Annotated in this window: 28 protein-coding genes and 5 pseudogenes; 13 read left to right on the top strand and 20 right to left on the bottom strand. The window is 61.2% G+C overall.

All coding sequences use genetic code 11. The annotated features are described in order from the left end of the window. Window positions 1-97: 97 nt before the first annotated feature. From A8G00_RS20040 to A8G00_RS20005, 8 genes and pseudogenes are all read left to right on the top strand, one after another. Window positions 98-1,093 carry an IS481 family transposase gene (locus A8G00_RS20040; protein ID WP_061938784.1) on the top strand — a complete coding sequence of 332 codons (996 nt, stop codon included), beginning with the start codon at window positions 98-100 and terminating at the stop codon, window positions 1,091-1,093. A gap of 63 nt (window positions 1,094-1,156) precedes the next feature. Next, window positions 1,157-1,863: pseudogene (locus A8G00_RS20035) on the top strand (IS701 family transposase); the annotation flags it as partial. A gap of 163 nt (window positions 1,864-2,026) precedes the next feature. Then, window positions 2,027-3,028 (top strand): IS30 family transposase, encoded by a 1,002-nt coding sequence (locus A8G00_RS20030; protein ID WP_061934287.1) that lies wholly within the window; start codon window positions 2,027-2,029, stop codon window positions 3,026-3,028. Window positions 3,029-3,088: 60 nt separating this feature from the next. Further along, window positions 3,089-4,615, top strand: a complete 1,527-nt coding sequence (locus tag A8G00_RS20025) for an ISNCY family transposase (RefSeq protein ID WP_253258042.1) — start codon at window positions 3,089-3,091, stop codon at window positions 4,613-4,615. A gap of 518 nt (window positions 4,616-5,133) precedes the next feature. Further along, complete coding sequence (locus A8G00_RS20020) at window positions 5,134-5,391, top strand: type II toxin-antitoxin system ParD family antitoxin (RefSeq protein ID WP_061939483.1); 258 nt, start codon at window positions 5,134-5,136, stop codon at window positions 5,389-5,391. Further along, window positions 5,388-5,684: a type II toxin-antitoxin system RelE/ParE family toxin gene (locus A8G00_RS20015; RefSeq protein WP_061939485.1), complete on the top strand. Its 297-nt coding sequence runs from the start codon at window positions 5,388-5,390 to the stop codon at window positions 5,682-5,684. Before A8G00_RS20020 ends, A8G00_RS20015 begins: the two co-directional genes overlap by 4 nt. A 119-nt stretch (window positions 5,685-5,803) precedes the next feature. Then, window positions 5,804-7,141, top strand: coding sequence for an anti-phage deoxyguanosine triphosphatase (locus A8G00_RS20010; RefSeq protein ID WP_061939487.1), 1,338 nt, complete (start codon window positions 5,804-5,806; stop codon window positions 7,139-7,141). A gap of 54 nt (window positions 7,142-7,195) precedes the next feature. After that, a complete protein-coding gene (locus A8G00_RS20005) occupies window positions 7,196-7,444 on the top strand; it encodes a DUF5818 domain-containing protein (protein WP_062733589.1) in 249 nt (82 codons plus the stop codon). Window positions 7,445-7,453: 9 nt separating this feature from the next. Here the strand turns inward: A8G00_RS20005 and A8G00_RS20000 are convergent, their stop codons facing one another. Then, on the bottom strand, window positions 7,454-8,041 hold the full coding sequence (locus A8G00_RS20000) for a hypothetical protein (protein ID WP_061939491.1): 588 nt from the start codon (window positions 8,039-8,041) through the stop codon (window positions 7,454-7,456). A 174-nt stretch (window positions 8,042-8,215) separates the two neighbouring features. Here A8G00_RS20000 and A8G00_RS19995 point away from each other — a divergent pair. The 3 genes and pseudogenes from A8G00_RS19995 to A8G00_RS19980 all read left to right on the top strand — a co-directional run. Beyond that, a pseudogene (locus tag A8G00_RS19995) lies at window positions 8,216-8,371 on the top strand (HU family DNA-binding protein); the annotation flags it as partial. A gap of 620 nt (window positions 8,372-8,991) precedes the next feature. After that, complete coding sequence (gene ltrA, locus A8G00_RS19985; RefSeq protein ID WP_061939493.1) at window positions 8,992-10,464, top strand: group II intron reverse transcriptase/maturase; 1,473 nt, start codon at window positions 8,992-8,994, stop codon at window positions 10,462-10,464. Window positions 10,465-10,602: 138 nt separating this feature from the next. Further along, window positions 10,603-10,722, top strand: a pseudogene (locus A8G00_RS19980) (HU family DNA-binding protein); the annotation flags it as partial. A gap of 121 nt (window positions 10,723-10,843) precedes the next feature. On the opposite strand, the gene A8G00_RS19975 reads toward A8G00_RS19980, so the two are convergent. The 4 genes from A8G00_RS19975 to A8G00_RS19960 all read right to left on the bottom strand — a co-directional run bounded on the left by A8G00_RS19975 (window position 10,844) and on the right by A8G00_RS19960 (window position 17,064). Beyond that, window positions 10,844-11,176, bottom strand: a complete 333-nt coding sequence (locus A8G00_RS19975) for a hypothetical protein (RefSeq protein ID WP_061939495.1) — start codon at window positions 11,174-11,176, stop codon at window positions 10,844-10,846. Between the two features lie 277 nt (window positions 11,177-11,453). After that, on the bottom strand, window positions 11,454-14,486 hold the full coding sequence (gene mobF / locus A8G00_RS19970) for a MobF family relaxase (RefSeq protein WP_061939498.1): 3,033 nt from the start codon (window positions 14,484-14,486) through the stop codon (window positions 11,454-11,456). Between the two features lie 3 nt (window positions 14,487-14,489). Beyond that, window positions 14,490-16,784, bottom strand: coding sequence for a type IV secretion system DNA-binding domain-containing protein (locus A8G00_RS19965; protein ID WP_061939499.1), 2,295 nt, complete (start codon window positions 16,782-16,784; stop codon window positions 14,490-14,492). Then, a complete protein-coding gene (locus A8G00_RS19960) occupies window positions 16,774-17,064 on the bottom strand; it encodes a hypothetical protein (RefSeq protein ID WP_062733591.1) in 291 nt (96 codons plus the stop codon). Before A8G00_RS19960 ends, A8G00_RS19965 begins: the two co-directional genes overlap by 11 nt. A gap of 882 nt (window positions 17,065-17,946) precedes the next feature. Here A8G00_RS19960 and A8G00_RS19955 point away from each other — a divergent pair. After that, on the top strand, window positions 17,947-18,165 hold the full coding sequence (locus A8G00_RS19955; protein WP_061939539.1) for a hypothetical protein: 219 nt from the start codon (window positions 17,947-17,949) through the stop codon (window positions 18,163-18,165). A gap of 112 nt (window positions 18,166-18,277) precedes the next feature. On the opposite strand, the gene A8G00_RS19950 is transcribed toward A8G00_RS19955, so the two are convergent. The 6 genes from A8G00_RS19950 to A8G00_RS19920 all read right to left on the bottom strand — a co-directional run bounded on the left by A8G00_RS19950 (window position 18,278) and on the right by A8G00_RS19920 (window position 22,499). Beyond that, on the bottom strand, window positions 18,278-18,499 hold the full coding sequence (locus tag A8G00_RS19950; RefSeq protein WP_061939503.1) for a hypothetical protein: 222 nt from the start codon (window positions 18,497-18,499) through the stop codon (window positions 18,278-18,280). A gap of 365 nt (window positions 18,500-18,864) precedes the next feature. Further along, window positions 18,865-19,503 carry a hypothetical protein gene (locus A8G00_RS19940; RefSeq protein ID WP_061939541.1) on the bottom strand — a complete coding sequence of 213 codons (639 nt, stop codon included), beginning with the start codon at window positions 19,501-19,503 and terminating at the stop codon, window positions 18,865-18,867. A gap of 576 nt (window positions 19,504-20,079) precedes the next feature. Further along, window positions 20,080-20,379 carry a type II toxin-antitoxin system RelE/ParE family toxin gene (locus A8G00_RS19935; protein WP_061939505.1) on the bottom strand — a complete coding sequence of 100 codons (300 nt, stop codon included), beginning with the start codon at window positions 20,377-20,379 and terminating at the stop codon, window positions 20,080-20,082. Further along, window positions 20,376-20,636, bottom strand: a complete 261-nt coding sequence (locus tag A8G00_RS19930) for a CopG family ribbon-helix-helix protein (protein ID WP_061939507.1) — start codon at window positions 20,634-20,636, stop codon at window positions 20,376-20,378. Before A8G00_RS19930 ends, A8G00_RS19935 begins: the two co-directional genes overlap by 4 nt. A 61-nt stretch (window positions 20,637-20,697) precedes the next feature. Further along, window positions 20,698-21,276, bottom strand: coding sequence for a hypothetical protein (locus A8G00_RS19925; protein WP_061939509.1), 579 nt, complete (start codon window positions 21,274-21,276; stop codon window positions 20,698-20,700). A 212-nt stretch (window positions 21,277-21,488) separates the two neighbouring features. Next, window positions 21,489-22,499, bottom strand: coding sequence for a DUF2493 domain-containing protein (locus A8G00_RS19920; protein WP_061939511.1), 1,011 nt, complete (start codon window positions 22,497-22,499; stop codon window positions 21,489-21,491). Between the two features lie 484 nt (window positions 22,500-22,983). Here A8G00_RS19920 and A8G00_RS19915 point away from each other — a divergent pair, with 484 nt between their 5' ends. Beyond that, the gene (locus A8G00_RS19915) at window positions 22,984-23,520 is read left to right on the top strand and encodes a hypothetical protein (protein ID WP_061939513.1); all 537 of its coding nucleotides are present in this window, start codon (window positions 22,984-22,986) and stop codon (window positions 23,518-23,520) included. A gap of 64 nt (window positions 23,521-23,584) precedes the next feature. Here A8G00_RS19915 and A8G00_RS19910 read toward each other — a convergent pair whose 3' ends face one another. The 9 genes and pseudogenes from A8G00_RS19910 to A8G00_RS25680 form a co-directional block, all read right to left on the bottom strand. Then, window positions 23,585-23,791 (bottom strand): hypothetical protein, encoded by a 207-nt coding sequence (locus A8G00_RS19910; protein ID WP_061939515.1) that lies wholly within the window; start codon window positions 23,789-23,791, stop codon window positions 23,585-23,587. Window positions 23,792-23,864: 73 nt separating this feature from the next. After that, entirely contained in the window at window positions 23,865-24,194 is a 330-nt protein-coding gene (locus A8G00_RS19905) for a hypothetical protein (protein WP_061939517.1), read from the bottom strand. Then, complete coding sequence (locus tag A8G00_RS19900) at window positions 24,195-24,575, bottom strand: single-stranded DNA-binding protein (RefSeq protein ID WP_061939519.1); 381 nt, start codon at window positions 24,573-24,575, stop codon at window positions 24,195-24,197. A gap of 552 nt (window positions 24,576-25,127) precedes the next feature. Then, the gene (locus tag A8G00_RS19895; protein WP_061939521.1) at window positions 25,128-25,541 is read right to left on the bottom strand and encodes a type II toxin-antitoxin system VapC family toxin; all 414 of its coding nucleotides are present in this window, start codon (window positions 25,539-25,541) and stop codon (window positions 25,128-25,130) included. Continuing rightward, window positions 25,538-25,690 (bottom strand): hypothetical protein, encoded by a 153-nt coding sequence (locus A8G00_RS25690; protein ID WP_253258043.1) that lies wholly within the window; start codon window positions 25,688-25,690, stop codon window positions 25,538-25,540. Before A8G00_RS25690 ends, A8G00_RS19895 begins: the two co-directional genes overlap by 4 nt. A gap of 3 nt (window positions 25,691-25,693) precedes the next feature. After that, window positions 25,694-25,804, bottom strand: a pseudogene (locus tag A8G00_RS25685) (antitoxin); the annotation flags it as partial. A gap of 153 nt (window positions 25,805-25,957) precedes the next feature. Continuing rightward, window positions 25,958-26,152 (bottom strand): hypothetical protein, encoded by a 195-nt coding sequence (locus A8G00_RS19885; protein WP_061939526.1) that lies wholly within the window; start codon window positions 26,150-26,152, stop codon window positions 25,958-25,960. Window positions 26,153-26,198: 46 nt separating this feature from the next. Next, window positions 26,199-26,507, bottom strand: coding sequence for a hypothetical protein (locus A8G00_RS19880; RefSeq protein ID WP_061939528.1), 309 nt, complete (start codon window positions 26,505-26,507; stop codon window positions 26,199-26,201). A gap of 32 nt (window positions 26,508-26,539) precedes the next feature. After that, window positions 26,540-26,752: pseudogene (locus tag A8G00_RS25680) on the bottom strand (hypothetical protein); the annotation flags it as partial. Between the last annotated feature and the right edge of the window lie 223 nt (window positions 26,753-26,975).

The following is a 26,975-nucleotide window of genomic DNA, read 5'->3' as shown; positions in this document are numbered from 1 at the left end:
CTAGCTGTCTGGTTGCGACACATCATTGGGATATGGTAAAGAATGCCATCGCGGATCACGCGTGGCGCTTTGCCGTCCTTGCTGATGAGGTTTCGTGATGGTGCAGATACATCCCCAGGCTCGAACCACGCCTGCTGTAAGGGCGGAAATTGCCCGTTCGACCGAGCCTGCCAGTGTCGTGGCGAAACGCTATGGCATCAGCGATGAGACGGTCCGCAAATGGCGCAAGCGAGGAGAGCAGGCGATCCTGGATCGCCCAAGTCGGCCCCATCGTCTGGCTTGGCGTATGAATGAGGAAGAACGCGCGATCATCTGTGCTGTACGCAGGGCGACAGGCTTTGCCCTGGATGACCTGACCTTCGTGCTCCGGCACTTCCTGCCACACCTCAATCGCGACAGCATCTACAGGGTACTCAAGGTCGAAGGGCTCAATCGACGACCGCCCAAGCCCACGGCGCAGCCGCGTAAAGGACAGGGGCGCTTCCAGGACTATGACCTGGGCTTTGTCCATATCGACGTCAAACATCTGCCCAAGCTGCGCACCGCGGACGGCGAAACTCGCAAGCGTTTCCTTTATGTCGCCATCGATCGCTGCTCACGCTTCGTCCATCTGGCCGTCTACGATGCTGAAAATGCTGCCAACGCCGTCGCCTTCCTCAAGGCCGCCAGAAGGGCTTTCCCCTTCCGCATCACCCATGTGCTGACAGACCGGGGATCCTGTTTTACCGCCGACGATTTCGAACGCGCCTGCGCGAAGATCAAGGTCGTTCACCGCACGACGCGACCCTATACGCCGCAAACCAATGGCATGGTCGAACGCTTCAACGGCCGCATCGCCAGCGAAGTGATGGGCATCAACGTCGCCGGCCATGCTGATCTCGAAATCCTGCTGACCGGCTTCAACCGTGCCTACAATCGGCGACGACAGCGCGTGCTCCACGGCAGTTCGCCATGCCAGAAGGTAGAGGAGCGGATCGGCCTTATGCCCGCGCTCGCCAATCCTCTTTACAAGCCGACGGCACCGGACGATCTTATGACTAAAGTCGACGACGTACTATATTACGCCAATGATGTGTCGCAACCAGACAACTAGCATTACAGTTGCATATTGATTGAAATTCTGAATCAATAGGTCTCCATGGTAGGGAGGCCGTGGATGACGGGCGCATCGATTGAAACGACACTGGAGCTTTGGGCATCGTCGCTGCGGGACGTGAAGGCTCGCATGCGCGTGCTATTCACCCAGGAACGCGTTGCGGCATCGGCCAATCTTTTCCTGGATGGTTTGTTGGGTGAGAAACGGCGCAAAACAGGATGGATGCGTGCAGAGGCGGCCGGAGATCCTGAGCCCTGGCGACAGCAGGCCATTCTGGGTCGCGGGCGCTGGGACGCAGACGGTCTTCAAGACATCGTGCGTGACTATGTCGTAGAGAACCTTGCCCCAGATGACGCTGTTCTGGCCATCGACGAGACCGGCTTCCTTAAGAAGGGCGATGCCACCTGCGGTGTCGCACACCAATATACCGGTTCGGCAGGCAAGACAACAAACTGCCAGATCGGTGTTCGCGACCTATGTTTCGGCTCGGGGTCATGCCTTTGTCGATCGAGCCCTCTACTTGCCCAAGAGCTGGACTGGTGATCGGACAAAGCTTGCCGCCACCCATGTTCCAGAGACTGTGTCCTTTGCCGCCAAGCCCGCCTTGGGTCGAGATGATAAGGCGTGCGCTGGCGGCGGATGTACCCTTTTCATGGGTAGCGGCAGATGCGGTATATGGCCTAGGCGACGTCGAAGGCGCGGTGCGCCAAGCCTGCACGGGCTATTTCCTTGGGGTCAAATCCGATCATTACTTCGGCTCCTGGGCGAAGAACCCGGCGCAGACACTTATGCAAGATTCGTGCCGCCAGCGCATTGATTTAACATAATATATATTATCGACTATTGAGCCTGTAAGCGGGTGGATTCTATTTCGAAGTGCGAAATCCTAGGTTTTATAAGGGTTTGATCCCTTTTCCAGGAAGGCACGCAATGAACGGCTATCAGCATCTGGGTTTGGACGAGCGGCGCGACATTTATCGATTGGCAGCAACCGGACGGTCAGCACAGCAAATTGCTGACGCGCTGTGTCGGCATCCTTCGACGATTTATCGAGAGCTCAAGCGCAACCGCCATCTGGATGAGAATCCGCTGTTTCGCGGCTATTTTCCGACTGTCGCACAGACCATGGCGCGCGGGCGTCGAGTTCGTGGCGGGAAGATCGCTCGCCAACCGGAACTCGCCGCTTATATCGCTGATCGCTTGTCGGCCGCCTGGTCGCCAGAACAGATTGCGGGTTACCTGCGGCGTCATCGGGGCAACCGGGAGGCGGTGTGCCACGAGACCATTTACCAATATGTCTATGGACCTGATGGACGCCACCAGAAGCTGTGGCGCCATCTTCCCGTTGCCCGCCGTTCTCGACGGCAGCGCTACGCTCGTAAGCCACGCGGTCTCCATATTCCTGTGGCCAATACGATCGGCGCACGTCCGCAGGAAATTGCGGATCGCAGCAGCTTCGGACATTGGGAAGGCGATCTCCTGATCTTCCGGAGAGAATATGGCAAAGCCAACCTCACCTCGCTGGTCGAACGCTGCAGCCGCTTCACCTTCCTCGCGCGTAATCCGAGCCGACATTCTGCCGGTGTCATGGCCGGGATCGATCGGCATTTGCGCGGCATCCCCCCTTCCCTCCGGCGTAGCATCACCTTTGATCGCGGCACGGAATTTGCGGCTTTTGCGACACTGCGAAACAGGCTCGGCGTCACCAGTTATTTCTGCTTACCGTCCGCGCCCTGGCAGAAAGGCGGCGTGGAAAATTGCAATGGCCGAATACGGCGCTTCCTGCCCTCCAACACCGACATTGCGCTCCTGTCGGACAAAGAGATCCAGGCCGTCGCCGATCGCCTCAACAGCACACCCCGCAAGTGCCTGGGCTATCGCACCCCGCACGAGGTCCTGGGAGAACAGATCGCCCTCCTCAAGGCCGGATAAATTTTGCCATCCGGGGTGGGGCTCGCCCCACCCCGGATGAAATGCTACGCATCACCTCGGGTGTCGCGCTTCAAATGGAAACCGCCAGCGCCGGATAGAAATGTCACCCTCTGCAAAATAGAGATGTCACTGGTGGCATGGTGCTCCCTGGATGCAGGGAGTGCGCGGATGATGGTGGTGTCCATGAGCCATGGCGAGCTTACACGCTTCGATACGCTGCTACGGGTTGAACGTCGCGAGTTGCGAGCCGAGGATGCAGCGACGCTACTCGGCTTGTCCCGGCGGCAGGTTTATCGGTTGCTGATACGCATGCGTGCAGACGGTGCGCCAGGCCTGGTTTCGCGTCGTCGCGGGCGCCGTAGCAACCGTTGGCTTGGCGATGGCTTTCGCGACCATGCGATTGCGTTGGTCCGAGAGCATTATCATGATTTTGGGCCGACGCTGGCGGCTGAGTATCTGGCGGAGCGCCATGATGTGCACATTTCCCGCGAGACGCTGCGCAAGCTGATGATCGAGGCTGGTCTGTGGAAGGATCGTGCAGCGCGTCGTCCGCGCCCGTATCAGCCGCGTTACCGCCGGGATTGCCGCGGCGAACTGGTCCAGATCGACGGTTCGAAGCATTGGTGGTTCGAGGATCGCGGCCCGCAATGCACCCTGCTCGTCTATATCGACGATGCAACCAGTGAGTTGATGCATCTCCAGATGGTCGAGAGCGAGAGCACCTTTTCCTACATGGAAGCGACCCGGGCCTATATTGAGCGGCACGGCAAGCCGGTGGCTTTCTACTCCGATCAGCACAGCGTCTTCCGCAATTCCCGCGCCAGCGCGGCGCGCGGCGACGGCATGACGCATTTCGGCCGCGCGCTTGATGCGCTGAACATCGAGATCATCTGCGCCAACTCACCGCAGGCCAAGGGCCGGGTCGAACGGGCCAACGGCACGTTGCAAGATCGGCTGGTCAAGGCAATGCGCCTGGAGGGCATATCGTCGATCGAAGGCGCGAATGCCTTCCTGCCAGGCTATATGGTTCGGCATAATGCGCGGTTTGCCCGCCCCGCTTTTGACAGTCGGGATCTCCACCGCCCGCTCGCCCCGCATGACGATCTGCGCGCGATCATGGTGTGGCGGGAACAGCGCAGCGTTACCTCGGCGCTGACATTGCATTACAACAAGGCGATGTTCATCTTGGAACCGACCGAGATCGCCCGGAAACTGGTGCGCAAGCGGGTGATGGTGTGTGAATATCCCGATGGCCGGCTGGAGATCCAGCATGAGGGGCATATCCTCCCCTACCGGCATTTCGACAAGATGCGGCAGGTGAGGCAGCCGACGATCGTGGAGAACCGCCATCTCGATGCGGCGCTGCTGCTGGCGAAGGAGATCCAAGCGATCGCACCGCATCACCGGCAACGGAACAACAATGCTCCCGCCCGGCATGACCAGCCCACGCATCTGTTCCCCGAACCGGAGGTGCCGGTGAAGATCGATGGACGCAGGTTGGGCGGAGCCAAGCTCAAACGTCGTCCCCGTCTCAGCCAGGCGGAGTTACGGGCGCGCGGCACGCTGGAATTTGTGAAAGCGCGCTAAGGCCGCGCTGACCGAGCCCGCTGCGTGCGCAGCGGGTCCATGCCCTTCCCCATCTAAGTCGCGCTTCCAGCAGGGTCTGCGCTGCGCTATCTCGAGGGCTCCACGCAGCCCCTGCTGATCGAAAGAGTGTCATTTCTATTTGGCAGAGATTGTGACTTCTCTAAGTAGCAGGAACATTTTATGTACGCGTTGTCAACATGTTATATGGCTTCTTAGCCTTTGCGATTTACACTGCGTTCGCCGAACCCCTGTTTGGGCGGTATCACATCCCCCAGCCATTTCCTCGATCCGAACAGGAAAATCGCTCGGTTGCGGTCAGCTACGGCATTTCGGTAGCATGCTGCGGATCCATCCTTGAATGGCAAGCTCCGTTTTCCAGCGGTGCGGTAATTACCTCGGATGACGGTATTTTTTCGGCGCTGTGAGAAATGCCAGAGGTAGGCACAGCTACCGAAGCTGTCGAAGATCGCTTTATCAACTGTTGATAAGATGCTATCCTCGGGTCAGGAGGTATTTGGATGATCAGCGCGGATCTTGGACAGCAGCTTGAAACGTTCGTGACCAGCTTGGTCGCGAACGGTCGATACAATTCGAAAAGTGAGGTGCTCCGCGAGGGAGTGCGCATGATTCAGGACCGAGAAACCCGCCTTGCAGCGCTCGATGCTTCGATCGCGCGCGGGCTCGCCGACGCTGATACAGGGAACACAACTCCCGCAGAAGCGGTGTTTGATCGCCTTGAAGACAAATATCGCGCCATGGATACCGGCTCTCAATGATCGTCCACCTTTCGGCCGAGGCCGAGCATGACCTTGAGACGATCGGTGATTATATTGCGCAGGACAACCCCGCCCGGGCGATAAGCTTTTTGCGCGAGCTGCGCGAGAAATGCCTGGACCTGTCGAATCATCCTGAACGTTTCCCGCTCGTGCCACGCTTCGAAGGACTGGGCGTGCGGCGCCGCGGGCATGGAAATTATCTGATCTTCTATCGCGTGGAAGCGGACAAGGTCGTCATTGTTCACATCCTGCATGGCGCTCAGGATTACGGAGCGATGCTTTTTCCAGACTGACTATTAACTGCTTCAATGCCCCTCTCTTTTTACCAACTGTCTTTGGACCTGGACCACATCATGAGCCCACCGATGACGACCATCACCAGCGCCGCAGCAGGCATGGCCTGCCGCCGCCCATGAGCTGGTCAGCGCGCCGCGAGGGCTGGAATCCACAGAGTGAAGATGCCCGCGATGACGGGGATGTCTATTACTCTCGCGTCATCCACTCGGCCGCGTTCCGCCGACTGCAAGGCAAGACGCAGATTTTGAATCTCGGCGACAGCGACTTCTACCGGACGCGCCTGACCCACTCGCTAGAAGTCGCGCAGATTGCAGGCGGAATAGCCCGCCAACTCGGCAAGAGCATCCCCGATCACCCCGCCGCCTCGCTCCTGCCCGACCGCGGGACCATCCATTCGATCGGTTGCACCCATGATTTCGGCCATCCTCCCTTCGGCCATGGCGGTGAGATCGCGCTCAACTATTGCATGCGCGATGCAGGCGGGTTCGAGGGGAATGGCCAGACGTTGAGAATATTGGGCCGACTGGAGCATTTCTCCTCCCATGCCGGGGCGAACCTGACGCGCCGGACCATGCTCGGCATCCTGAAATATCCCGTCGCCTTCAGCCGAGTGAGCAATCCGGCGATCATCCCTGCCCTCGTCACCGGCCCGACCACCATCAAGATACTCGACGGCAAGGCGTGCAAGCCCCCCAAGTGCTATCATGATAGCGAGCAGGACGTTGTCGACTGGATTCTTGCGCCGCTGGACAATGAGGATCGCGAAACATTCCAGACGTTCGCGCCCCAGCCCGGCAAGCATGGTCGGTCCATCCACAAATCGCTCGATTGCTCCATCATGGATACGGCCGACGACATCGCTTATGGCGTCCATGATCTGGAAGATGCGATCGCCCTTGACCTCGTCACGCGGGAGCGTTTTGCCGCCGCGCTGCAGGATCGCTGCCCGACTTTTCTCGACGCCCTCAAGGAAAAATATCCGGGCGAGAGCGCCAATGACGTCTTCTCGCAGATGATAGACGGTTTATTCGGCGGCGCTGCCTCGCGCAAGCGCTTCATCGGACGGCTGGTCCACCATTTTCTCACCGCCGTGGAATATGTCGAACTGGACGCCTTTGCCGAGCCATTGCTGCGTTACCGCGTCCGGGTACGGGAAGGCGAGCGTCAGTTCCTCGACGTCCTGCAAAATTTCGTCGTGCGGGAAGTCATCACCAGCCCCGGGGTCCAGCATCTGGAGTTCAAGGGTCAGGGGATGGTCATCGCCGTTTTTGAAGCCATGCAGGCCGACCCGGTCCGGCTTCTCCCCCGCGAAGAGCTTTTGAAGTTTGAGGCAGCGGGCGGCGACCTGCGCATCATCTGCGATTATGTTGCAGCGATGACCGACACGCATCTGCTCAAAACATATGAGCGGTTGTTTTCCCCACGCTTGGGTTCGGTGTTCGACCGTCTCTGACAGGAGCGGTGTGCCTCGCTCCGTCCGCTTATTTGCACGCGCCGGGGATGCGTCATGGCGATGTCACAGGAGGCAGGCTACCTGCGCCACATGAATATCGGTTCATATTTCCGCCTCGAAGGCGTCCTCGTCGCAGGTGCGGTCAATCCCTATGTCCAAGCGCGCAATGGTGCGCTTTGGGAGGTCGGCCTTCTTAAAAATGTCGTTCATCTTCTTCAATCGAACGTGGTGGTCGAAGGCATCAGGACGGGCGCGGAAGCGATCGCGGTCAACTGGATTGAAGCGAACGGGCCGTTTCAATGAACCCTTTCCTCACCCGCCATGTAGCGGTATCGCTCGGTGTCGCCGAAGCGTCCGCCTAACCTCGGCGGTGATCGTGTAGACCGCTTCTCGCTGCGCACCGCGATTGGGATGATCGACGCGGTAGCCCTGATAATGCCGCCGCAGCAGGCCGGCCTTCACCAGATCCGAAACCGCCCGGCTCACACTGGTTCGACCGGAACGGATGATGCGCTCCTGAATCTGCGCCTCACATGCGCGCTCCAGCTCGGCTGGATCAGCGCCATCCTGCGCCATGCCTAGCACCTCTCCCCGCACGGCTTCCACCATGGCGATGCGCCGGCAATCGCGTTTCGCCAGCGGAGCCAAGGCCTGGCAGAGCCAATCGCGAACAGGCACCCTCCCCTCCTCGGTCCTCACATAAGGCCCGAGGCTTCCATTGGGTCCGGCTTCTCGTGCGATGAGTTCCAGTACCAGCAGCGCATAGCGCGGTCGGCGCGTGACGGCCGCAATACGATCGACCAGTTCCGGCTGCGTTGCGCTCGCTGGCGCGAGCGTCGGCCGTACAGGCTTCTTCGCAGACGGCAGAGGTTGCTCGAAACGGTCGGCCTGATAGAACATATCAGGAATCTAGCAGATGATGAGTCGCTGTGAATCCCCTTTTCTGCGCCGGTGCCAGATAAAACCCATGTGTCACTTTGCCCGGCTACGCCCCGTGTTCTGGGGCAATTCCCCTCTTCCGGTCGGCCATCTTCCAGCTTATGCCCTTGCGCATCATCAACGGGAGAATGCCCAATGAACAACACCGATCTCGCCGAAGCCCTGGCTGCCGACCAGGGCCTCACCAAGGCCGATGCCCGCAAATATGTCGACGCCGTTTTCAGCTCGATCGCCAATGCGGCTGCCAAGGGGCAGGAGGTGTCGCTGAACGGCTTCGGCAAGTTCAAGGTGAGTGCGACGTGAAAGTCGTCTAAATAATTGTTTGCGCATGAATAATCTCATGGATCAAACCTGATGTTCCGTCATCAGTAGCCTACCGGCACATGCGGGACTGGTAACGGTCCGGTATGAAGCTGCTGGGACAATGTAGCCGGGCCTTCGGGCCGTGCCGATGCCGTGAGGTGGCGGTATCTTCTGCAAGCATCAGAGCGGATGGGGCGCTAGGCTGGGTGGTATGACTAATTGAAGTGAACTGCTGATAAACGTCGTGAAATTTGACAAGCCAAAGATGCTGATAGGCTTGAACCAAAAGGTGCGCGGTCGGATGTCTCTCTTTACTTTGGAGACACACGGACAAGATAGACCGCCGGCGAATAGGCAGGGTCTAACCCACCCCCGTTATTTAGATGAAACACGGTAAGCCCGTATCTCCGCCCGGCAGTGGGCAGGCCAACCGCAAGGAAAGCTGTCGGTGGTGCGGGTAAAGGATGTCGGAGAAAGCGAAGGCCGGGCTGTAATGGTCTGGACAGGGGTTGCGGCTTGCCAACATCACCCCGCCTGAAAAGGAGCAGACTTCCGACGGGTCTCTCATCGCGAGAAAATATGCAGAACCCTCAAAGGAGGACAGGCAAATGACGGTCATAGCGACTGGTGCGGCCTCCCGCGAAACGGCGGACTGGAGCCAGATTGACTGGTCCTCGGTGCGTCGAACCGTGCGACGGCTGCAAATGCGTATCGCGAAGGCAGTTCGGGAAGGTCGCTGGGGTAAGGTGCAAGCCTTACAGCGGCTGCTGACCCATTCGTTCAGCGGCAAGGCTCTTGCCGTAAAACGAGTTACCGAAAATCGAGGTAAGAGGACGCCCGGAGTCGACCGGATCATCTGGGACACGCCGGGCAAATGCGTCAGAGGAGTATTGTCGCTCAGACGGCGGGGCTATCGGCCACTACCGCTGAGGCGGGTGTATATCCCGAAGGCAAATAGCAAAAAGCTGCGTCCGCTTGGTATTCCGACGATGAAAGACAGGGCCATGCAGGCACTTCACCTGCTTGCGCTACTGCCTGTCGCGGAAACCACGGCAGACCCTAACTCATACGGCTTCCGTCCCTTTCGCGCCGCGCGTGATGCGGCTCGCCAGTGCTTCATTGCACTGCGGGGACGGGGGACGGCGGGATGGGTTCTGGACGCTGACATTGCTGGCTGCTTCGACGAAATCAGCAAGGACTGGCTCACCGCCAACATCTCCATGGACAGGGCGGTGCTCCGGAAGTGGCTGGACTCCGGTTATATGCAGGACGGCGAATGGCACGCAACTCGAGCGGGAACTCCGCAAGGCGGAATAATCTCGCCAACACTTGCCAACATGGCCTTGGACGGAATGGAAACGATGTTAAAGGCTCATTACGGCCCCAAACATCGAAACATACGCACCAAGGTCAATATGATACGTTACGCCGATGACTTTGTCATTACTGGTGCATCGAGAGAAGTGCTGGAGGAGGCAAGGACTTTGGTAGAGGAATTTCTATCTGCACGGGGTCTATCCCTGTCTGAAGAAAAGACTCGCCTCGTGCGGGTCGAGGAAGGCTTCGACTTCCTCGGCTGGAACGTGCGCAGATATGATGGGCACACCCACATCAAACCCGCCAAGAAGAACGTGGCGGCGTTCATGCGCAAAATCCGAACGATTATCAAATCCGCCGCCAGCATAAGGCAGGAGCATCTGATATGGCGACTCAACCCTGTCATACGGGGTTGGACCAATTATCATCACAACCAGGTGGCGAAGGAAACCTTCCGAAAGGTCGATCACCTCATCTGGAAGTGTCTCTGGCAGTGGGCCTGTCGTAGGCACCCGAACAAACCGCGTCGTTGGGTGAAGGGGCGTTACTTCATTCGGGAAGGCACGCGCGACTGGGTGTTCCGCGCAGGCGTGAAGGACGACGGAGGAAACGTCACGTTCACACGGTTGCTGAATGCAGCCGACGTTCCCATCCGTCGCCATTGCAAAATCCGGGCTGCTGCCAATCCGTTTGATCCGGTCTGGGACGGTTACTTCGCCGCAAGGCGCAGCCGACCCACGGATCTACCGGCAGACCTCGGATGACCCGCATCCGCCCCTTGATCGAGGGGACTGGTGGCTCTGGTCACACAGGGCTTCGTGGAGGCTTGAGCTGCATGCAGGGAAACTTGCACGTGCAGTTCTAAGGGGGGAGCGGTCCGGTAACGGGTCGCTCCTACCCGACAGGACAGCCCGGCCCGCGAAGGCCGCAATCCTTCGACCGGTGCGACGATCCAGATCGCTGCGTCGAAGAAGCTGACCTTCACGCCTGGCAAGGCGCTCAAGGACCAAGTGAACGGGTAAGCCGTGAAGGGCCGCCGAACGACGGTTCAACGGCCCTTCCCATCACAAAATTGCATGTCACTTTTTCAACGCAGGTAAAGTGACACATGGGTCACTCAAGGCCAGACGTCGATCGCACTGATCAGAAGAAGTGCCACTCCAGCATCATGGCATCGACCAGAGCCCAGTCGATCTCCCCAAGCTCGAATTTCGTTCGATCAAAAATCCCGCCCGGATCGCCCGGCACGGAAATGTGACCCGGGGCATTAAGGTAGCGATTGACGAACTCCAGCTCGGTTTTCACCACTGCCTTGCGCCCTTCCAGGCACATATCCACCACGTAGCGTAACGCCGGCTCTTCGGCTCTGTCGATGACGCTCCTCAATTCCGGTGCATCGAGCTCGTCAGCGATGACGCGCGCATATTGGTTCGCGCCATGCTCAAGAATGAGGATGCGCTCGAGCGTCTCCTCCATGGTTTCGGGCCGATCATGCTCTGCGCCGATGAGCTGGGCGACTTCCGACCTGTTCTTTCGCGCATACCCGGCGGCAGTTGATCATCGAGCGCCGGCACCTTGTCTTCCACGAGCGCCACCGTACCCAAAGGCTGCGCGCATTGCGGGAGGCTGGATGTCTCATCGACGTGCCACCCTTGCCCAGCTTTTGCGCAGCGAGCGGGGAGGTCGCGAGGGAAAGGACAGCGAGCGCGGGAAATGCATATTTCATGACGATGCTCCTTCGTGAGAATCAAGGTCACAAATCTAGGCCCAGGCCGCGCTCGGGCAGCGGCGGCAGGAGGTCGGCGCGATCCTGGCCTTGTGCTGGCGGACCATGCCCGTCTCTGGGGTCGACTGGCTTGCCGCAATTGTCCGGCAGCGGCGGAAGATCGGCGGGGAAGTCCGCGGGATGGGAACCAGCGCCCGTGGTCACCCCTTCAACCGGACCAGGGTCGAACTTGGCAGGGCCTCGCGCCTGGGGTCCGTCAATTGCAAGCCGCCCCAGGGTCTCCAGCGCGGAGGTCTTGTTTCCCGGATTATGGTCGAGCTGGCGCGCCAGCTTTTCCTTGTCGTCGACGATCATGGTCAGTTCGTCACGCACGCGCGTGACCCCCACATTGAACAGGCGCTGGTTCGAGAGGTTGCGCTCATGGCTCGCCATGACCGTGATCGCCTTGTCGGTCGTGATCCCCTGGGCCATGTGCATGTTGAGGCTATAGGCAAGGTCAAGGCGCGAGAGCATCGGATCGCCCACCGCCAGGGTCAGCTGTTTGTCCTGCCCGAGATTGACGGTAACGCCGGTGGCGTCGACGCGGACAACGCGCGCGATGGCGGCGTTCCACAGTTCTCGCGGCTTGTCCTTCGCCGTCCAGCGGATCGTGTCGCCTTCTCGGAGATGCAGGCCCTTCTTTTCGGAAAGTTGCAACCGGTCGCGCTGCTCGGTGGGGGACAGCCGGGCGGGATCGAACCGGATCTTGCGGCGGCCATCGGTGAGATCGACCCGGCCATTGGCATGAACCTTGAGGACATCATAGCGTCCGGCCTTGAGCCCGACATCGTTCGCGCCGCCCCGCCCAACCTCCAGCACCTGTCCGGCACGGTAATTGGCGGCATAGCGCAATTCTTCGCGAGTCATGTTGACGCGCTCGAAGATGGTAAGGTGGATGCCCTCGCCCTTGAGGGTGCCCTCTGCGGAAAGGCCCGCCTGGATGCACTCATTGATCGCCTGCCGGGTTTCGCGTCCCGAGGCGAACACTGCCGTCGCGGCGCGCTCCTGTGGCGACAAAGACAGCCAGCGATCGGCGGCTTCGTCCGCTGGGGCAGCGCTCTCAACCACCTTGTCGCCCAGCACTTTCATGGCCTGGCTGGCCTTGCCGAGATTGGCCAGCGCCGCGACGGCGCGCAGTTCGTCGGTGCGCTGGCGGATATTCTGGTCCATGCGCGCCATCGTGCCGCCGCCTGCCTGGATCATGGCGAAGGCCTTGCCGGCATCGATCGAAGAGAGTTGCTGGCGATCACCGACCAGAACCAACTGCTCGATCCCCAGCGCCGCGACAATCTGGTGTAGGCTCAGCATGTCGCGGGACGACACCATCGAGGTCTCGTCCACCACCAGCATGGCGCCCTCCATACGCTCGCGGGCCACCTCATAGGCAGGACCCTCGCGCCGCGCCACGAAGCGTTCATGGGCGAGAACAAAGGAGGCGATCGTCTGTGCCTCGATGCCTGCGCCTTCCTTCATGTCGGCGACCATCTTGTTCTGAACGGCGAGGCCGAGAATCTTGCGCCCCTCCCCTTCCGCAACCCGTGCGACCGCCGAGAGCATCGTTGATTTGCCGGCGCCCGCGACGCCCTGGATCGAGATCGTCCGATCGGAGGAACTGACGATCAGCGTGGCGGAGCCCAGCTGACCAGGGTTGAGCGGATGACTGCTTGCCTGCTGCAGGCGCTGCGGCGCCTCGGCAGGATCGAGCATGGGCGCTGCCTGCCCCTTGCTCGCCTCCACCAGGGCCAGGATATTCTCTTCGGTCGCGAGCGCCTCCCTCGTGGTTAACATAGGGGCGGCGCGCTCCACCCCGCGGAGCAACAGTCCCTTGTCGACGAGCTGCCCGATCCGCCGTTCGACATGCTCGATGGTCACGCCCTTCAACCCGAGGTCGAGCGCGGTCTTGGCAAGCTTATGCTGTTCGAACGCGGCTTCCCGCTCGCCATGGATCCGCACCGCCGAGGCGACCGCCAGCTGCGCGCGGCCCGCCGCGGGGCTTTGCACGATGCGGGCGATCCGGCGATCGACCAGCGGATCATCATGGGACAACACGGCGCCCACCGCATGCCATGCTCCGGCAACCGCGTCGCGGATGGCGCGATAGCCGGTTTCCAGACGCCCGGCTGCTTCGTGGCCCGCGCTCCGCAGGATCGCTGCCTCCCGCAATTCCTGCCCGGTAAAGCCAAGGCCTTCACCCTTGTCCTTCCAGCCCTGAAGCAGGGCCGCGCGATCCTCGACGTTGAGCTTGGGATCACGGGTGCGCGTGGTAATTTCGCGCAGCGCCTCGGGAGATTTAAGGCCCAGTTCCGTCGCCTTCTCCAATATGTCCTGCCGCCGCTGGCTGTACGCGTCGATCACCGGTTGCGGGACACCGGTAATCTCGAAGGTGCCGTGCTTTCCCTTCAAGTCGACGCCATAGCCGAGCTTCTCGATCTCGCCGCGCAGATAGGCATGATAGATGGCGCCGATCACGCTGTTGTTGCTCCAGATCCTGTCGGCATGGAGCGCCTGCCATTTGCCATCCAGCATCTTGGTGAGGTTCGCGATGACGGCGTGGATATGCCCCTGCGGATCAAGCGCCCGGCTGGTATCATGCTCGAACAGGGCATAGACGAGATTGCCGGTCGGGATCGGAACCTTGCGCCCCTCCTGGTCCTTGCGGCCTTCCGCCAAATTCTTCTCGACCCAGGCCATGGTCGCCTTCACCGCGGACATATTGGCGGCGAGAATGCGGCGGTCGCCCGCGACATAGGCCATGACCGAGGCGGACTTGGGCATGGAGAAGGTGAGGTCATAGCCGGCGCGTCGGTTCTCGACCTGCCCGACCTGTTCGCCCGAGGGCAATTCTCCCTTGAGGATTGCCTCGAACGCATCCTTGCCAACCTCGCCCGCCAGGCCCAGGTCGCGGGCGCCCTCCCCTTCCCAGAGGCTGAGTTCCGACGAGCCCTCGACGGTGTAATAATTGTCCTGCGCGAAATAGTTGGCGGCGCCCGATGCGGAGCGGACAGAGGCGATCGACAGCATGGATCATATCCCCCAATCCGCGCTGTCGCCAAGATCCTTGCCGCCCGAAAAATCCTGCCGCATCTCAATGAGCGACTGATCCTCCGCCGGCGCGCGCGGGGATGGCTGACTGCTCCCCTGCCCTGCCCGTCCGACGGGCTGACCCGTTGCCGGATCGGCGCGGTCTGCGAGCGCCCGGTCCGCCGCATGACGAGGGGCCACTCTGCTAGGTTCGGGCTGGTCGCGATCGGCAGCCCGCCGGGCTGCTTCATGCTCTTCATTTCTCTCTCCGAACAGGATGCGGGCGGCCATCTCCTTGGCAAGATTGACTTCGGGATCGGGCACCTCCTCGACAATCTGCGCCGCGCCATCCCGGCCGCCTGCCTCACCCCCCTCTTCCGCGAACAGGGCGTCGGTTCGCTTCGAGCGAACCGGGTTCACATGGGCACAGCGGACGAACCCTTGCGCCACCTGCGGATAGTCCTTCCACTGGAGGAGAATCCGGGCCGCGGGAAATCCGTCGGGGAATTTCACAAAGCCGTGCATGGACGGCAGGTTGGTGATGTCGTCGGCGATGACGAGCGGCTCGACCTGCTTGCGCGGTGTCAGGGTGGAGGCATCGCGCGTCTGGTTGTAGCCGTAGCTATAGGCCTCATCCATCTGCCGTACTTCTCGATTGCCGATATAGCGCGCGCACTGCTCGGCCGTGTCGAGATCCGCCGTGGCGAGGATCAACTTGGTGCGCGCCAGAGATGCCAGATTACGGGCGCCCTGCTCGCCATACACTTCGACCAATTTCTCGAAACTGTGGATGCCGAGGATCATTGCTCCGCCAAAGGCGCGGGCGGTCTGAAGCCCGTTTTCGATCGCGGGCAACCGGTGCAGCGCGCCCAGCTCATCGAACATGAACCAAGTGCGTAAATTGCGCGTGCGTGGCATGGTCATGAGCGTGTTGATGGCAAGGTCCATCCACAGCGTCAGCAGCGCCTTGTTCATCGGCAGATCGACATAGTTGGAGGTGATGAACAGGATCGAGCCCGGACGCTTTTCCTGGGTCATCCATTGCCGGATCGAGAAGGCTTCCCCCTCTTCCGGCAAGAAGCGCAACACCTGCGCATTGGTGTTGAAAACCGCGCGGATGGACTCCGCCATGCGAGCCGCCTCCGGCGCGGTGAGAGGATCGGCGATGGTGTTGGTGAGGAAGCGATGGACGCGTTTCAGATCAGCGGTCATCAGATTTTCGGCCAGGGCCAGATTGGTGGCCTGGCCGCGCTCGATGAGGCGCACGCACATCTCAATGAAGAGGGTCCGTGCCGCCAGTGCCCAGAAGGGTTCGGAGGAGCCGCCGTCGGACGGGATCAGCGCGGCGGCGGCGGCGGTAAATTCGCTATGGGTGGCGCAGTCGTTGAAGATCGACCAGGCCGGGCATCGCGCATCCATGGGGTTGAGGATCGTGTCCCGCTCAGGTTCATAGAAGGCCTCGACATAGGCGCCGGTCAGGTCGAAAATCACTGCGCTGTCGGCGCGCGCCCGCATCTGCGAGACGAGGCTGCGCAGCTCCGTGGTCTTGCCCGATCCAGTGGTGCCGATCAGCATGGTGTGCGACTGTTCCATCCGGTGCGGATAGGGAACACCGGCGAGACTATAGGGGTGGTGGATGCCCCTGCCCTTCCGCTCGGCAAAGGGAAGTCGCAATACTTGGCCCGGCGACAGACCCCGGCACAGCGCTGCGACGTCCTCCTCATATTTCGTCAGATTATGCTGATTGATCTCGCCACGCAGCAGGTCGACATCGACCAGCATGGCACCGCGTTCATGCCGCTCCTGAAGGATCGATTTCCCGCGTCGGCGCGACAGGTCGACGAACCAGATCGAGAGCGGCGCGACGATAAACAGCGAGATGAAAAAGGAGCCGAGCAGACCCCGCATGGCGATCGCCCAAGCGGTCTTCACCGCCGGTATGGCCGGCACCATCGGCATGATCGTGCGTAGCATCTCGCCATTGGGCAGGGTGACATTGACCCGCTTCGTGGGATCGAGACCAACCCAGTTCCAGAGCGCTGAATAAAGCTTCATGCAGATGAGCTGGAAGCCATGCTCATCGAGCCGGATCGACATGATGGCGAACCAGGCCGCGACGAACACGAAGAACCAGATGATGAAGGGCAGTCTGACCCCGGAAAACCACATCAGCATCTCGTGGGTGAGAAGCTGGCTGCCGCGAGTGAAATTGCCTGAATTGCGCTGCACCCGGCCGCGTGCCGAATGATGGGTGAGCGGGATGTTCTGGCCGTTCGACCTTATGTCCTTATGCGCCATGATATTGCTCCAGGCGCTTGTCGGTTTCCGCGATCATCCGCTCCCGCAATTCGGGATATTGTTCCAGGATGATGACGTCCAGGGCGAGGTTCTGAAACTCGGCCAACCGGGCCAGACGACGACGGCTGGAACCATGGTCATGGGCGCCGGCGAGATAGGCGTCGATGGCCCAGCGCACCACCTGCGAGGGCGACACATTCTGCTTGCGCGCGACATCCTCGATGAGCGTCAAATGGCGCGGATCGATGCGAACCGAAAGTCTTGGGGATGTGCCTGTCACGTCCAGCCTCCATTATGGTGGCTGGTGGGGATTAAAAAGGCAGGGCAAGGCATAGCGGATTTGCTTGCCTGAGGCAAGTCATTGAGCAATTTGCAGAAAATGCCGTCCGCAAATGTCTGACGCTCAAACCACTGAAATGCGTGGTTTTCTACGGCTTTCAAAACTGTCAGACACTGTCCGACCCATTATTTTGAGATTTATAGTTTATTTTCAATGACTTCTTGCACCAGCCGGTGCGTTCGGTGTGCTTAAATCCTTGGGCTTGAATCTGGTGCCTTGGGACGCTTTGATCGGTGATGTCATGGGAGGGTCAGCCGTTCCGGCGGGGGACTGGACCGCCCATCGGGCGGCCAGAAATGCGGCGTGGAGAAGGCGATCTTCGAGCCCTGGGGGCGGGCCTGAAACTGGCCTGCAAGTGGGCGGAGCAGGACCAATGTTCGGAAAATCCCACGCGGCCCTGGCCGCGTCGAGCCGGCAGGGGATCGTGACCCGAACGGGCGGCGACGGGGCATCGCCCCGGCGCCGTGAGCTCGGGGAGGCGACAGCCCTGCCAAGGGGTGTCTGCGGCCCGGCGAATAGAGCCCCGGTCGGCGGTGAGGAACGATCCGCCGAGCCGCCAAACTTGTCGCAGAGCGCCAAGGGCCGATGCCCATCCACGGTCCTGTTCATCATCATCCAGCCCCTCCGCCGCTGCCCCTGGCAGCGGCCCGGAGATGAGGGTTCGATGCCCTCATCTCCGGCATGACCTCACCCAGAAAGATGCCCCCCGATGACCGCTCATCCCGGGCCACGCAACCAAGGCCGGCATGGCTTCCTTTGCTCGTTCAGGTTGGATATAGAGAGGCTTGTCCGGAGCCCTATCTCATGGACAAGGAATACCCCATGGCAAAGACTGTGGAACAGGAACGCGCGGCGATTGAAGCCGAGCAAACAAGGCTCCAGGAGCGGTTGAAAGCGCTGGAGGAAAAAGAGCGGCAGATGGCGATCGCCGCCGTTGAAAAATCGGGATTGCTAAAGGCTGAGCCAAAGAAGCTGACGACCATTCTCAGCCGGATCAAGACGCTGGGCATCGATGAGGTTCAAAAGCGCCTGGCAGCGTGAAACCGATCGGCGCGGTCGCAGGCAGCACATGGACAGGCCGGGCTCGATGCCCGGTCTGTCCACATCTCGAAACATAAAATTGGGGGGAGAGCCATGAGGCCCTCCCCTGTCTTCAATATTCGTCTGTCATGGCGCTGGGCACTGTATGGACCACCCGGTCGATGATCGTCATCGGCAGGGCGTCATAATCCCCTTCGTCGATGGTGATGTAGGCGCCTTCTTCCTCTATAACGTGCTGGTCGAAGAAGCTGTGGAGCGCGCGGCGCTGCGCATTGGCAACAGCGGCGGTGAAGGCGGCGTGATCGGCAAGCGCATAGGTCGATGTGATCTGCATGGCGTCCTCCTGTCGTCTTGAATGACAGGGCATGGGCGTCGTGCGGGTCGGGGTCGGGTCAAGGACGCGGGGCACAGCCCCGCGCCGCGCAGCGGGGAGTGGGGGTGCCGATTTTGTCGGGGGTGGAGCGCAGCGAAGCGGAGCGTAGGCCGCGGCAAAATTGGGGGCACCGCTCATCCTTGCACGCGGCGCCGGCCCGCACGACATAATAGGAAGTCTGTGAGAGATTTTCCTTTCCTGTGGAAGCTCCGGCAAGGCGTAGCGCCGCGCGGTCCAAAGGGACCGTGCGACACGCGAGCGAGCAGGAAATAGGTCCGCGTTGAAGAAGGAATTGGACCGAGCGCGAAGCCCGGTCCCCGCTGCCGTCAGGGGTGACGTCCGCAGTGGCAATATTGTTCGTCGATGCCGGTGAGGGAGCATAGATCGGCACCAAAGTCGGCGTAACGCTCTTCTTCGTCCTCGACGTAACCGTGGTCATTCGCAATCACGACGGCATAGCGCTGGAGGTTCGGATCAAGCCGGTCGATGTAGCGCGCACATTGCTCACTGAACTGGCGGGCGTAGAGTTCAAAGGTAGCGCCTGCGGTGGCCCGCATCTCCGCCTCGGCGAGGCGCTCGGCGTCCGCTCGGAACTTCTCCAAAGCGATAAATTGCGGTGTGTCCTCGAAGCGCGAATCCGTGGACAGTAGGATGTGTTGGCGTTGTATGACCACGCGGTATGCCGGGCTGTCGACGGCGAGCGCTCGTAAGATTGTATAGCCGTTCGAGCGGGCGACCTGGTGTGCGATACGGCCGCTTAAGCGGTAGAGCCGGTCATATTCGGCCCTGAAGAAATCCCGTTCGATGCAAGTTCTGGCGACGCCGATTGAGCGTGCACAGGTCTGGGATAGGGCGAGATATTTTTCGAGGAGACGAATAAGGCGGAAGCCGGTAGCTTGCGCCGGCCAGTAGCCCGGTTCGTGTGAAGCGACGATGCGAACGCTTTGGGATTTTGTATTGGTCATGTGAGCCTCCATTACGTAGGTGCTCCCCATCTCCATCGGATGAGGATGAAGGCATCTGGGACGCGGTGTTGAGGCGGTCAGGGACGACGAAGTCGCCGCGAAGCGGGCAGCGGGGGAGCCGATTTTGTTGCTGCAGAGCGCAGCGAGGCGGCGGCAAAATTGGGGGGACCGCTGATCCTTGACGACCGATCGACACCCAGCGTCATGCTTTGGCGATGAAGTCTCGTCTGATGCCGAGATGTGAGAGCCTGCTGCTTTGCCCCCGAACACCCTGCGGGGTTCGGGGTTAACAGCAAAGCACCGCATAATGGAAGTCTGTGAGAGATCCTCTTTAGCTGTGGAAGCGCCGGCAAGGCGGTTCGGCGCGGGGTTCGCAGGGACCGTGCAACATGCGCGCGAGCCGGTCTGACGATGACGGTCGCATTAGCCACAACCCGGTATCTGCGCCCCCGCTAGTGCCTTCCGTAGCTATAGCGATAGCGGTGACAAATCACAGATCGACATGGTGATCTGCGTTCGCGCTCGAGCGGGGATTCATAGCCAACATGCGCGGCTGCTCGACTATGCTCGGTCGCCCTATTCTGGCCAGCGTTCGTCCTGCCAGTCGCGCGAGGCGTGAATGACATGAAGGATTGAGACCACGGTCTGATCATTGGTCAGGGCATAGGCGATAATATATCGATAGCCGGTCACGCTTTTCTCGTAGGTGCCGGCAACGCGGCCTGGATGACCGGTTGCGAAATCACCGAGCGCAGCGCCTGTTTCACGGATACGCCGCGCGACCTTGGCGGCAGCGTCGGGATCATCGGCGGCAATATGGGCGATCTGCCGCCGAAAGTCTTCCAGCGCGGCAAGCGACCATTGGACACGCCTCACTGCTTAGGCGACCGCATACCCTCGATCATGGCATCGAGCTGGTCCATGGCTTCGTCGTGCGGAATGGTTCGCCCGTTTTCGACGTCAGCCAGGCCGCGCTGAATGCCCTCGATGATCTGGAGTTCGCGTTCGACATAAGCGGTCAGGGCTTCTGCCGCCAGAAAGGACCGGCTCCGTCGCATTCCACTGGCAAGACGGTCAAGTTTTGCGCGGGTTTCTTCGCTTACGCGGATCGTCATCGTCGTGGTTGCAGTCATGCGGTTTTCTCCGTTGTACACAAGCTAGCACAAACGCATCACTTTGTCATCTCTTGGGCGATTATGCCCATTCCAGGCGCGCCGTTTCATCCATGTCGGCAAGGACAAGGAGGTGCGTCAGGCGTTCGGCATTGGCGGCGACACCCGTCTCCAGGCAGCGCCGACGCACCGCCGGATGGGCGAGCCGCTCCCTGATCGGTTCGATGCCAATTTCACCAACATCATCGGGCGAAAGGCCAAGGCTTGCGAGCAGCGCGTGGGCATCGGTGGAAGCCAGATCGAGTTCCAGCCCGGCGTCGGAGGTCAGGGACACGCGCACCCGAATGTCGCGCGAATGGAGGCCGGGATAGATGGTCACGCGGCGCTGCCGAAATTGGGCCTCTTCCATCACCGCGACCACATCGGGATCATGGTCGAACAGAGTGCAGATGGTGGCGAGCGCGATGGGGCAGATGCACGCATCGAACTGGTAGGAGAGGAAATTATGCTGCCCGTTTTCCGGGTCGAGCAGCACGGTTCCGAGACGATCGCCTTGCTCTCGAAGCAACTGTCGAAAGGCCGCGAGCTGCCGCGCGGAGATCGTGGCGTGCCGAAAGGCGCCGTCATCGGAATTGGTAGCGATGCGGAATCTGATGGACATCTTGTCCTCCCTTGTTGGTCCGCTTTGCCGCGCCCCCTTTTCTCTTTGCTCTGGGAAAGCCGTTCATGGTGCCCACCAGAAGCAAAACCGTCGGACGGGGTGCCGCCTCGAAGCGGCGTCGAAGGGGTTCGATGCCCCTGAGCGCCGCATGATCAAGCAAGGAGAGGGACAAGAGGCCCCGGCCTTGGCCGGAGCCTCTCGGAACCGAGGCGTCAGCGCCCCTGGCGAACCCGAGCGGCCATGCGCTGCGGCGTCGGGCGGACGGTCTGATGGGCGAGCTTCACGACATGCAAAGGGACACCTGCCTGCCGCAGCTTCTGTGCGAGGTTCATCTGGATGCCGCTGCCTTCGCAGACCACGGCTTCAACCGGCTTGAGGGCCAACAGGCGATCGTTGCGCACGAACGCGGCCTTGGCGCCCAACCTTCGATCCAGTCGGAACATGATGACCTTCACGCCTCGCGCTGCCGCCCATGCCTGAGCGATGGCGTCGCAGCCTTTCGCCTGCGCGGTTGTTGCGAGCACCATCTCCGGAATTCGGGCTTTGATAGAGTCCAGACCCTTCCAGAGCAGGTCATGATCTTCCCACTGCTGGCCGCCCGAGAAGGCGACGATGGGGCCTTCGGGACTGAACTGCTCGCGGCGTTCCCGGCCACGCGCTGCAAGGAAGTCGCGGGCTTCGATCATCGATGCGGTGACGCCCTTCGAAACCCGGCTGCCACGCGTCGGCGCGTAGGGGCGTCCGGTCTCCACACGGTAGACCTCTGCCGCATGGTCGCGCATGCATTCCATGGCGTCGCGGCACCCTTGAAGGGTCTGGCAGAGCATCTGCGCTTCTTCGATCTGGGAAGCGTAGATTTCGCTGGGATCGAAGCTGCGCGCGAGGTCGCCGAGTTCCTTGGCGGCATCGTCTTCGCGGTCGTTGATGCGCTTCGCCACGACATGGAAGCTGTTGACGAAGCCCCAGGCGAGGTCGCCCGCGAAGGGTTCGAGACGGGTATCGCGGAACACGTCGAACAACGTCGCCATCACCATCTCGACTGCCGCGCGGGCTTGGTCAGGATCTGGCATTTCGAGCTGCTCGCTCTCGTCGACCGGCGAGAGCTTCGCGCGCTCGTCATGCTCGAGAAAGGCGTCGGCGTAGAGCGAACTGCGTTCGTCCGTACCCGTTTCGGTGGCGATGTGGCTGGCGAGATCGGCGAAGTTCGAGAAACTGTTGGTCATTTGAGCCTCCAAGGATTGGATGTCTCATCCGTTCGATGAGGCTTGCCTCAGGGCATGCGGTGGTCAGGGAGGTCAGGCACGGCGACCGGCTTGCCGTCGCCGCCGCCACGCGGGGAGCGGGGGAGCCGATTTTCTGACGGAGCCGCGCCAGCGGCATCGGGCTGAAAATTGGGGGGACCGCTCATGCTTGACGGACCGCCAACCCCGCATGCCACACTAGGCAGACACAAGAGAGGAATAGGGGTGTATAACCTCACCCTGCGTCACCATCCCGCAAGGGGATCGTGACCCGGATGGGCGGAGACGCGCTCGCGCGGCTCCGTGAGGTTAGCCGGGGTCGGCCACAGGCCGGCGGCGGCTTAGCGAATAGAGCCCCGGTCCCGTCCGGCGCGCTGCGCGGGGCGGGATGCGCCGAACGCGCAGACGGCTATTTCTGCGTCGGAACATCGTTGGAACTTTTCAGCGTCGATCATAGACTGAGGTGATGCAGGGGGAATCGAAAGCCTATCCAGGCGAAGTCGCGACACCGAACGATATCAGGCAGCTCGCCGACGAGTATCGCGGCGTGGCACATGATCTGATGGGCCGAGGCAAGCGCGGCAATCCTTCGAGCTGGGCGCCCGCGCGGATGACGGCAATCCAGGCAATCGAGCTTTACCTCAACGCGTTGCTGCTGGCGCGCGGCGTGAAGCCAGCCGAGATCAGAGGCTACCAGCATGACCTGCGCAAGCGCACAGCGAACCCCGCGGTATCCGCCCTGCGGCTGCGCCAACGCACGCTCGACCATCTCGGCAAACTAAGCGAAGGCCGAGAATATCTCTCGATCCGCTATGGCCCCGAACTGAGCGGCGACTTGTCCCAGCTCAATCGCCTGATGGCGACGCTCGACGAGGTCGCCATCAAGGTCGCAGGCGCGCTCGACAAGGCGAACGCTGCGCCGGCAACGGCCGCTCCACCGGCGAGGCCGGGACCGTCAACGGTCCCGGCCCGCGGGGCGGCGCCTGTCGTCACATCGGCCTGATCCAGTCGATGGCTTCGCGTCCCGATGCTGTCGCTGGCGGGGTCAGGCGCGTGGCTAAACGCTGCTATGCTTCCCGCGCGGCCGCGGCGCGTTCCGCCCGTTCATAGGCGCGCTTGAGATTGTAAGGATGATTGCCGGCGCGAACGCTCAGTTTGTGTTCGCCTATGGTGAGGTCAAGGCCAATGCCGAGGCGATTGCACAGCTTGGCGGCTTCGTCACAGACGTTTTCGATAACGACCGGACCTTCGACGTGGGCGGACAGGATGATCATGGCATGATCCTCAACACGGGCAATGCAGGAACGGCGAGCCCAGGGGTGGACTCGCCGGGAGGCGTGTGACGGGTCAGTGGACCGACCCGTCGTAGGAGAGGAGGAGATCGGGGCAGACGAGCTGATGTTCGGCGGCCACCAGCGACCAGGCGGCGGCGAGCTCGTCATGATATTCACAATCAACGATCGCATCGGCGCTGGCTTCGCCGAACTGGGCTTCCTCGAACGACCGGATATGGGCGGCGTCCGCAGCCTCGGTGATCGCGCCGGCGAGATGCGCGGCGATTTCATGACGGTTGAGCTGGTCGGCAGCCCGGCGGATGCGGGCGACCAGATGGGGGTTGAGGATTTCGATCCGGTGGGCGACCCCGGCGATCTCTTCAAAGCTGGCAAGCTGAAACATCTATCGTCTCCGTGAAGATGAGGGGGCGGCCCGAGGGCCGCCCGTCCGGGGCCAGAAGAACTCGATTTCCTCAGCGACGATGTCGGTGTTGTAGAAGGTACGGCCGTCCCGCTCGTTGCGGCTGTAGCGGATTTCGCCGACGACCATGAGCTTGTCGCCCTTCTTCTTGTGGTTGGCGACCGACTTGCCTAGGCCGTTGAACGCTTTGACGGTGTGGAATTCGTCGTAGGTTTCGGTGTAGCCGTTGTCGCCTTTTTGGACCTGGCCGTCCTTGATGACGGGCTTGCTGGTGACGAGGGAGAAGCTTACGCCGCCCTTGCTGTCGGTGCCGAAGCGGCTGATGTCCGAGGTGATCCGGCCTGAGAGAAAAACCTTGTTCATGATGCTGTCCTTCCTTTGCGCCAGCGGGCCGATCCCGCTGGGATGAAAAGACGACGAAGCCCGGGCATGAGGGGCTGGCGCACCGAAGCGTCAGCGCAGGGGAACCTGCGATCTTCCGGGTGGTGCGGGCAGAGGCCGTCAGGCCTCAACACGGCCGGAAGATCGCGGGTTGCGCCGGCCCCGCACGGGCGTAGTGTTCATCCCTTCAAGCGGGTGGCCGGATGGCCCATCGGGACAGGACTGACGGGAACGAGAGGTATGAGGAAGACGGCCGGATTTTGGACGGCCGCGACCAGGCGCCGATGCGGTTAGTCGCTGCCTCTTCGTTGCACAACCCGCGCAAGGCGCGCGTGGCAAGGCGGGAACAGGCTGGCCGGGTGCCGCGATGTTCTACCAAGGCGGGCGGTCTCCGGTATTGCAGCAAGGCGCGCGGAAGGCGCACGCGGCGTGACCGTCGGCCGCGAAAGCCCTCGCGGCCTCGGTGGTCCAAAATGAGCAGTGCAGATCACAGGCTGTAGACGCCCAGCACGGCGACGCATCGGCTCGCTGCGATCAATGTGGGTCTGTGATCCAGTTCTCCACTTTGAGCGCGCGTACGCGCGAGAACTCGCCCATGTTGGCTGTCACGAGCGTTGCGTCCAAAGCATAGGCGTGCGCGGCGATGAAGAGATCGTTGGGTCCAATGGGCTTCCCGGCAGCTTCGAGCTCAGCGCGAATTCCGCCATATTCTGTATCGGCCGGCACATCGAGGGCGAGAATTTGGACGCTGTCGAGAATGGCGTCGATTTGCGCGAGCAGCCTCGGCGACCCCTTTTTGGCGCAACCGTAGCGCAGTTCCGCCGCGGTAACGATGCTGACGCAAATGGCATCCGGCCCAACCTCGGCAATGCGCTTTGCGACACCGCCGTGAGGATTGCGAGCCAGTTCGGAGATGATATTGGTGTCGAGCATATAGAGGCTGCTCACAGGTCGATCGCCTTGGCCGGCAACAGCGTGTCGTCGATATCGGGGAATTGATCGTCAGGTCCCAGCGGTTCGAGACTGGCGAGAACCTCCAGGATATTCTTCCGGCGGATCGGCTCGATGATAAGGCGGGCGCCGTCGCGATAAATCATGACACTTGTCCCGGGGAGTTCGAAATCCGCAGGAATACGCACAGCCTGGCTCTTGTTGTTGCGAAACAGCTTTGCCTCACGTGCGGGCGTGGGATCGGAACGTCGGGGATCCATGAAGCCTCCTTTGCATATACATCAACATATACATAAATGATAAGCCGTTCAAGGCCGACGCTGACCATCGGCGCAGTCGGGGCGCCGACATTCTGAGTCCAACCTGGGCGAGGTAGGGAAGACAATCGGTCCGCGCGCCAAGCGCGGGGGGCGTTAGATCGTCTTGCGGCGCCGGGTCCGGCCGACATGGTCGGCTGATGCCTCGATATCGATGGCGAGCTGGGTCAAGGTGCGATGGGCGCCGAGGCGCTGCAGCCCGTCCATACGCGGGTCGCGATGGAGGTTGGCGATGCGTAAGCGGATGAGCGATGCAGCCACCCGCAATGTGTGGGGATCAAGCTCGGCCATGAGTCGCGTAATAGCAGAAATGCTGCTCTACCGGGAGCCAGGCGTGCTAATCGCCGTCAAATTGCCGCCAGCGCTGGACGAGCTCGACCATGTCGGTTTTTCGCCCGAAGGCATCTGGATAGATCGCGCCTTCGTGTTGGCCGAGAAAGCCGATGATCGTCGTCATATGGGTCGCGATCGTGGCATCGACACCAAAAAGGTCGGCGATGGGAAAATGTCCACAATCATCGCCGTTCCACCAGGCCAGGAGGAAATTGGCGACCCGGCGGGACTGCCCGGTGTCACACCGGGCAATCTCGATCAACCGATCAAGGGCCGCGGTCGCGGCTCGTTTGCCAAAGGGACCTTCTTCCATCGACCTTACACTCCATCATATTGCCAGGAGGATCATGCCTTAGCCGTCCTTTGCAAGGAAGAATCGAGGCCGGGCGAGCGGGCGGGATTGCCGCGAAGGATCCAGGGCAGCGGCTGTATGAGCCGGACCCAATCGGCGAACGAGGGAATGCGGCCCAGATCTTCAACCACATGTTGTTCGCCGATAAGGCGCACCGGCACCTCGGGCTGGTCACTGTTCGTGATGGTGACCCCGAATACCGTCTCGGCCTTTATATGCCCTCCCCTCGTCGGCCGGGGGCCGCGCGGAAACGAGAAAAGGCCCCCGCCCCTATGCGGAGCGAGGGCCCTATTGAGGGTGCGAAGGATGATCTGCCCCCCGCTGAGCGGCCCAGAGACTATGATAGTCTGGACCACGAAAGGGACGATGAATGCCGAGCAAGAAGCACAAGCCGGAAGAGATTATCGGCAAGCTGCGTGAAGTTGAGAT

The sequence above is a fragment of the Sphingobium sp. SA916 genome (genome assembly GCF_002894065.1).
Lineage (GTDB): Bacteria > Pseudomonadota > Alphaproteobacteria > Sphingomonadales > Sphingomonadaceae > Sphingobium > Sphingobium fuliginis.
The sequence above is the reverse complement of the archived record's forward strand: the minus strand, read 5'-3'. Positions and strand labels throughout refer to the sequence as shown.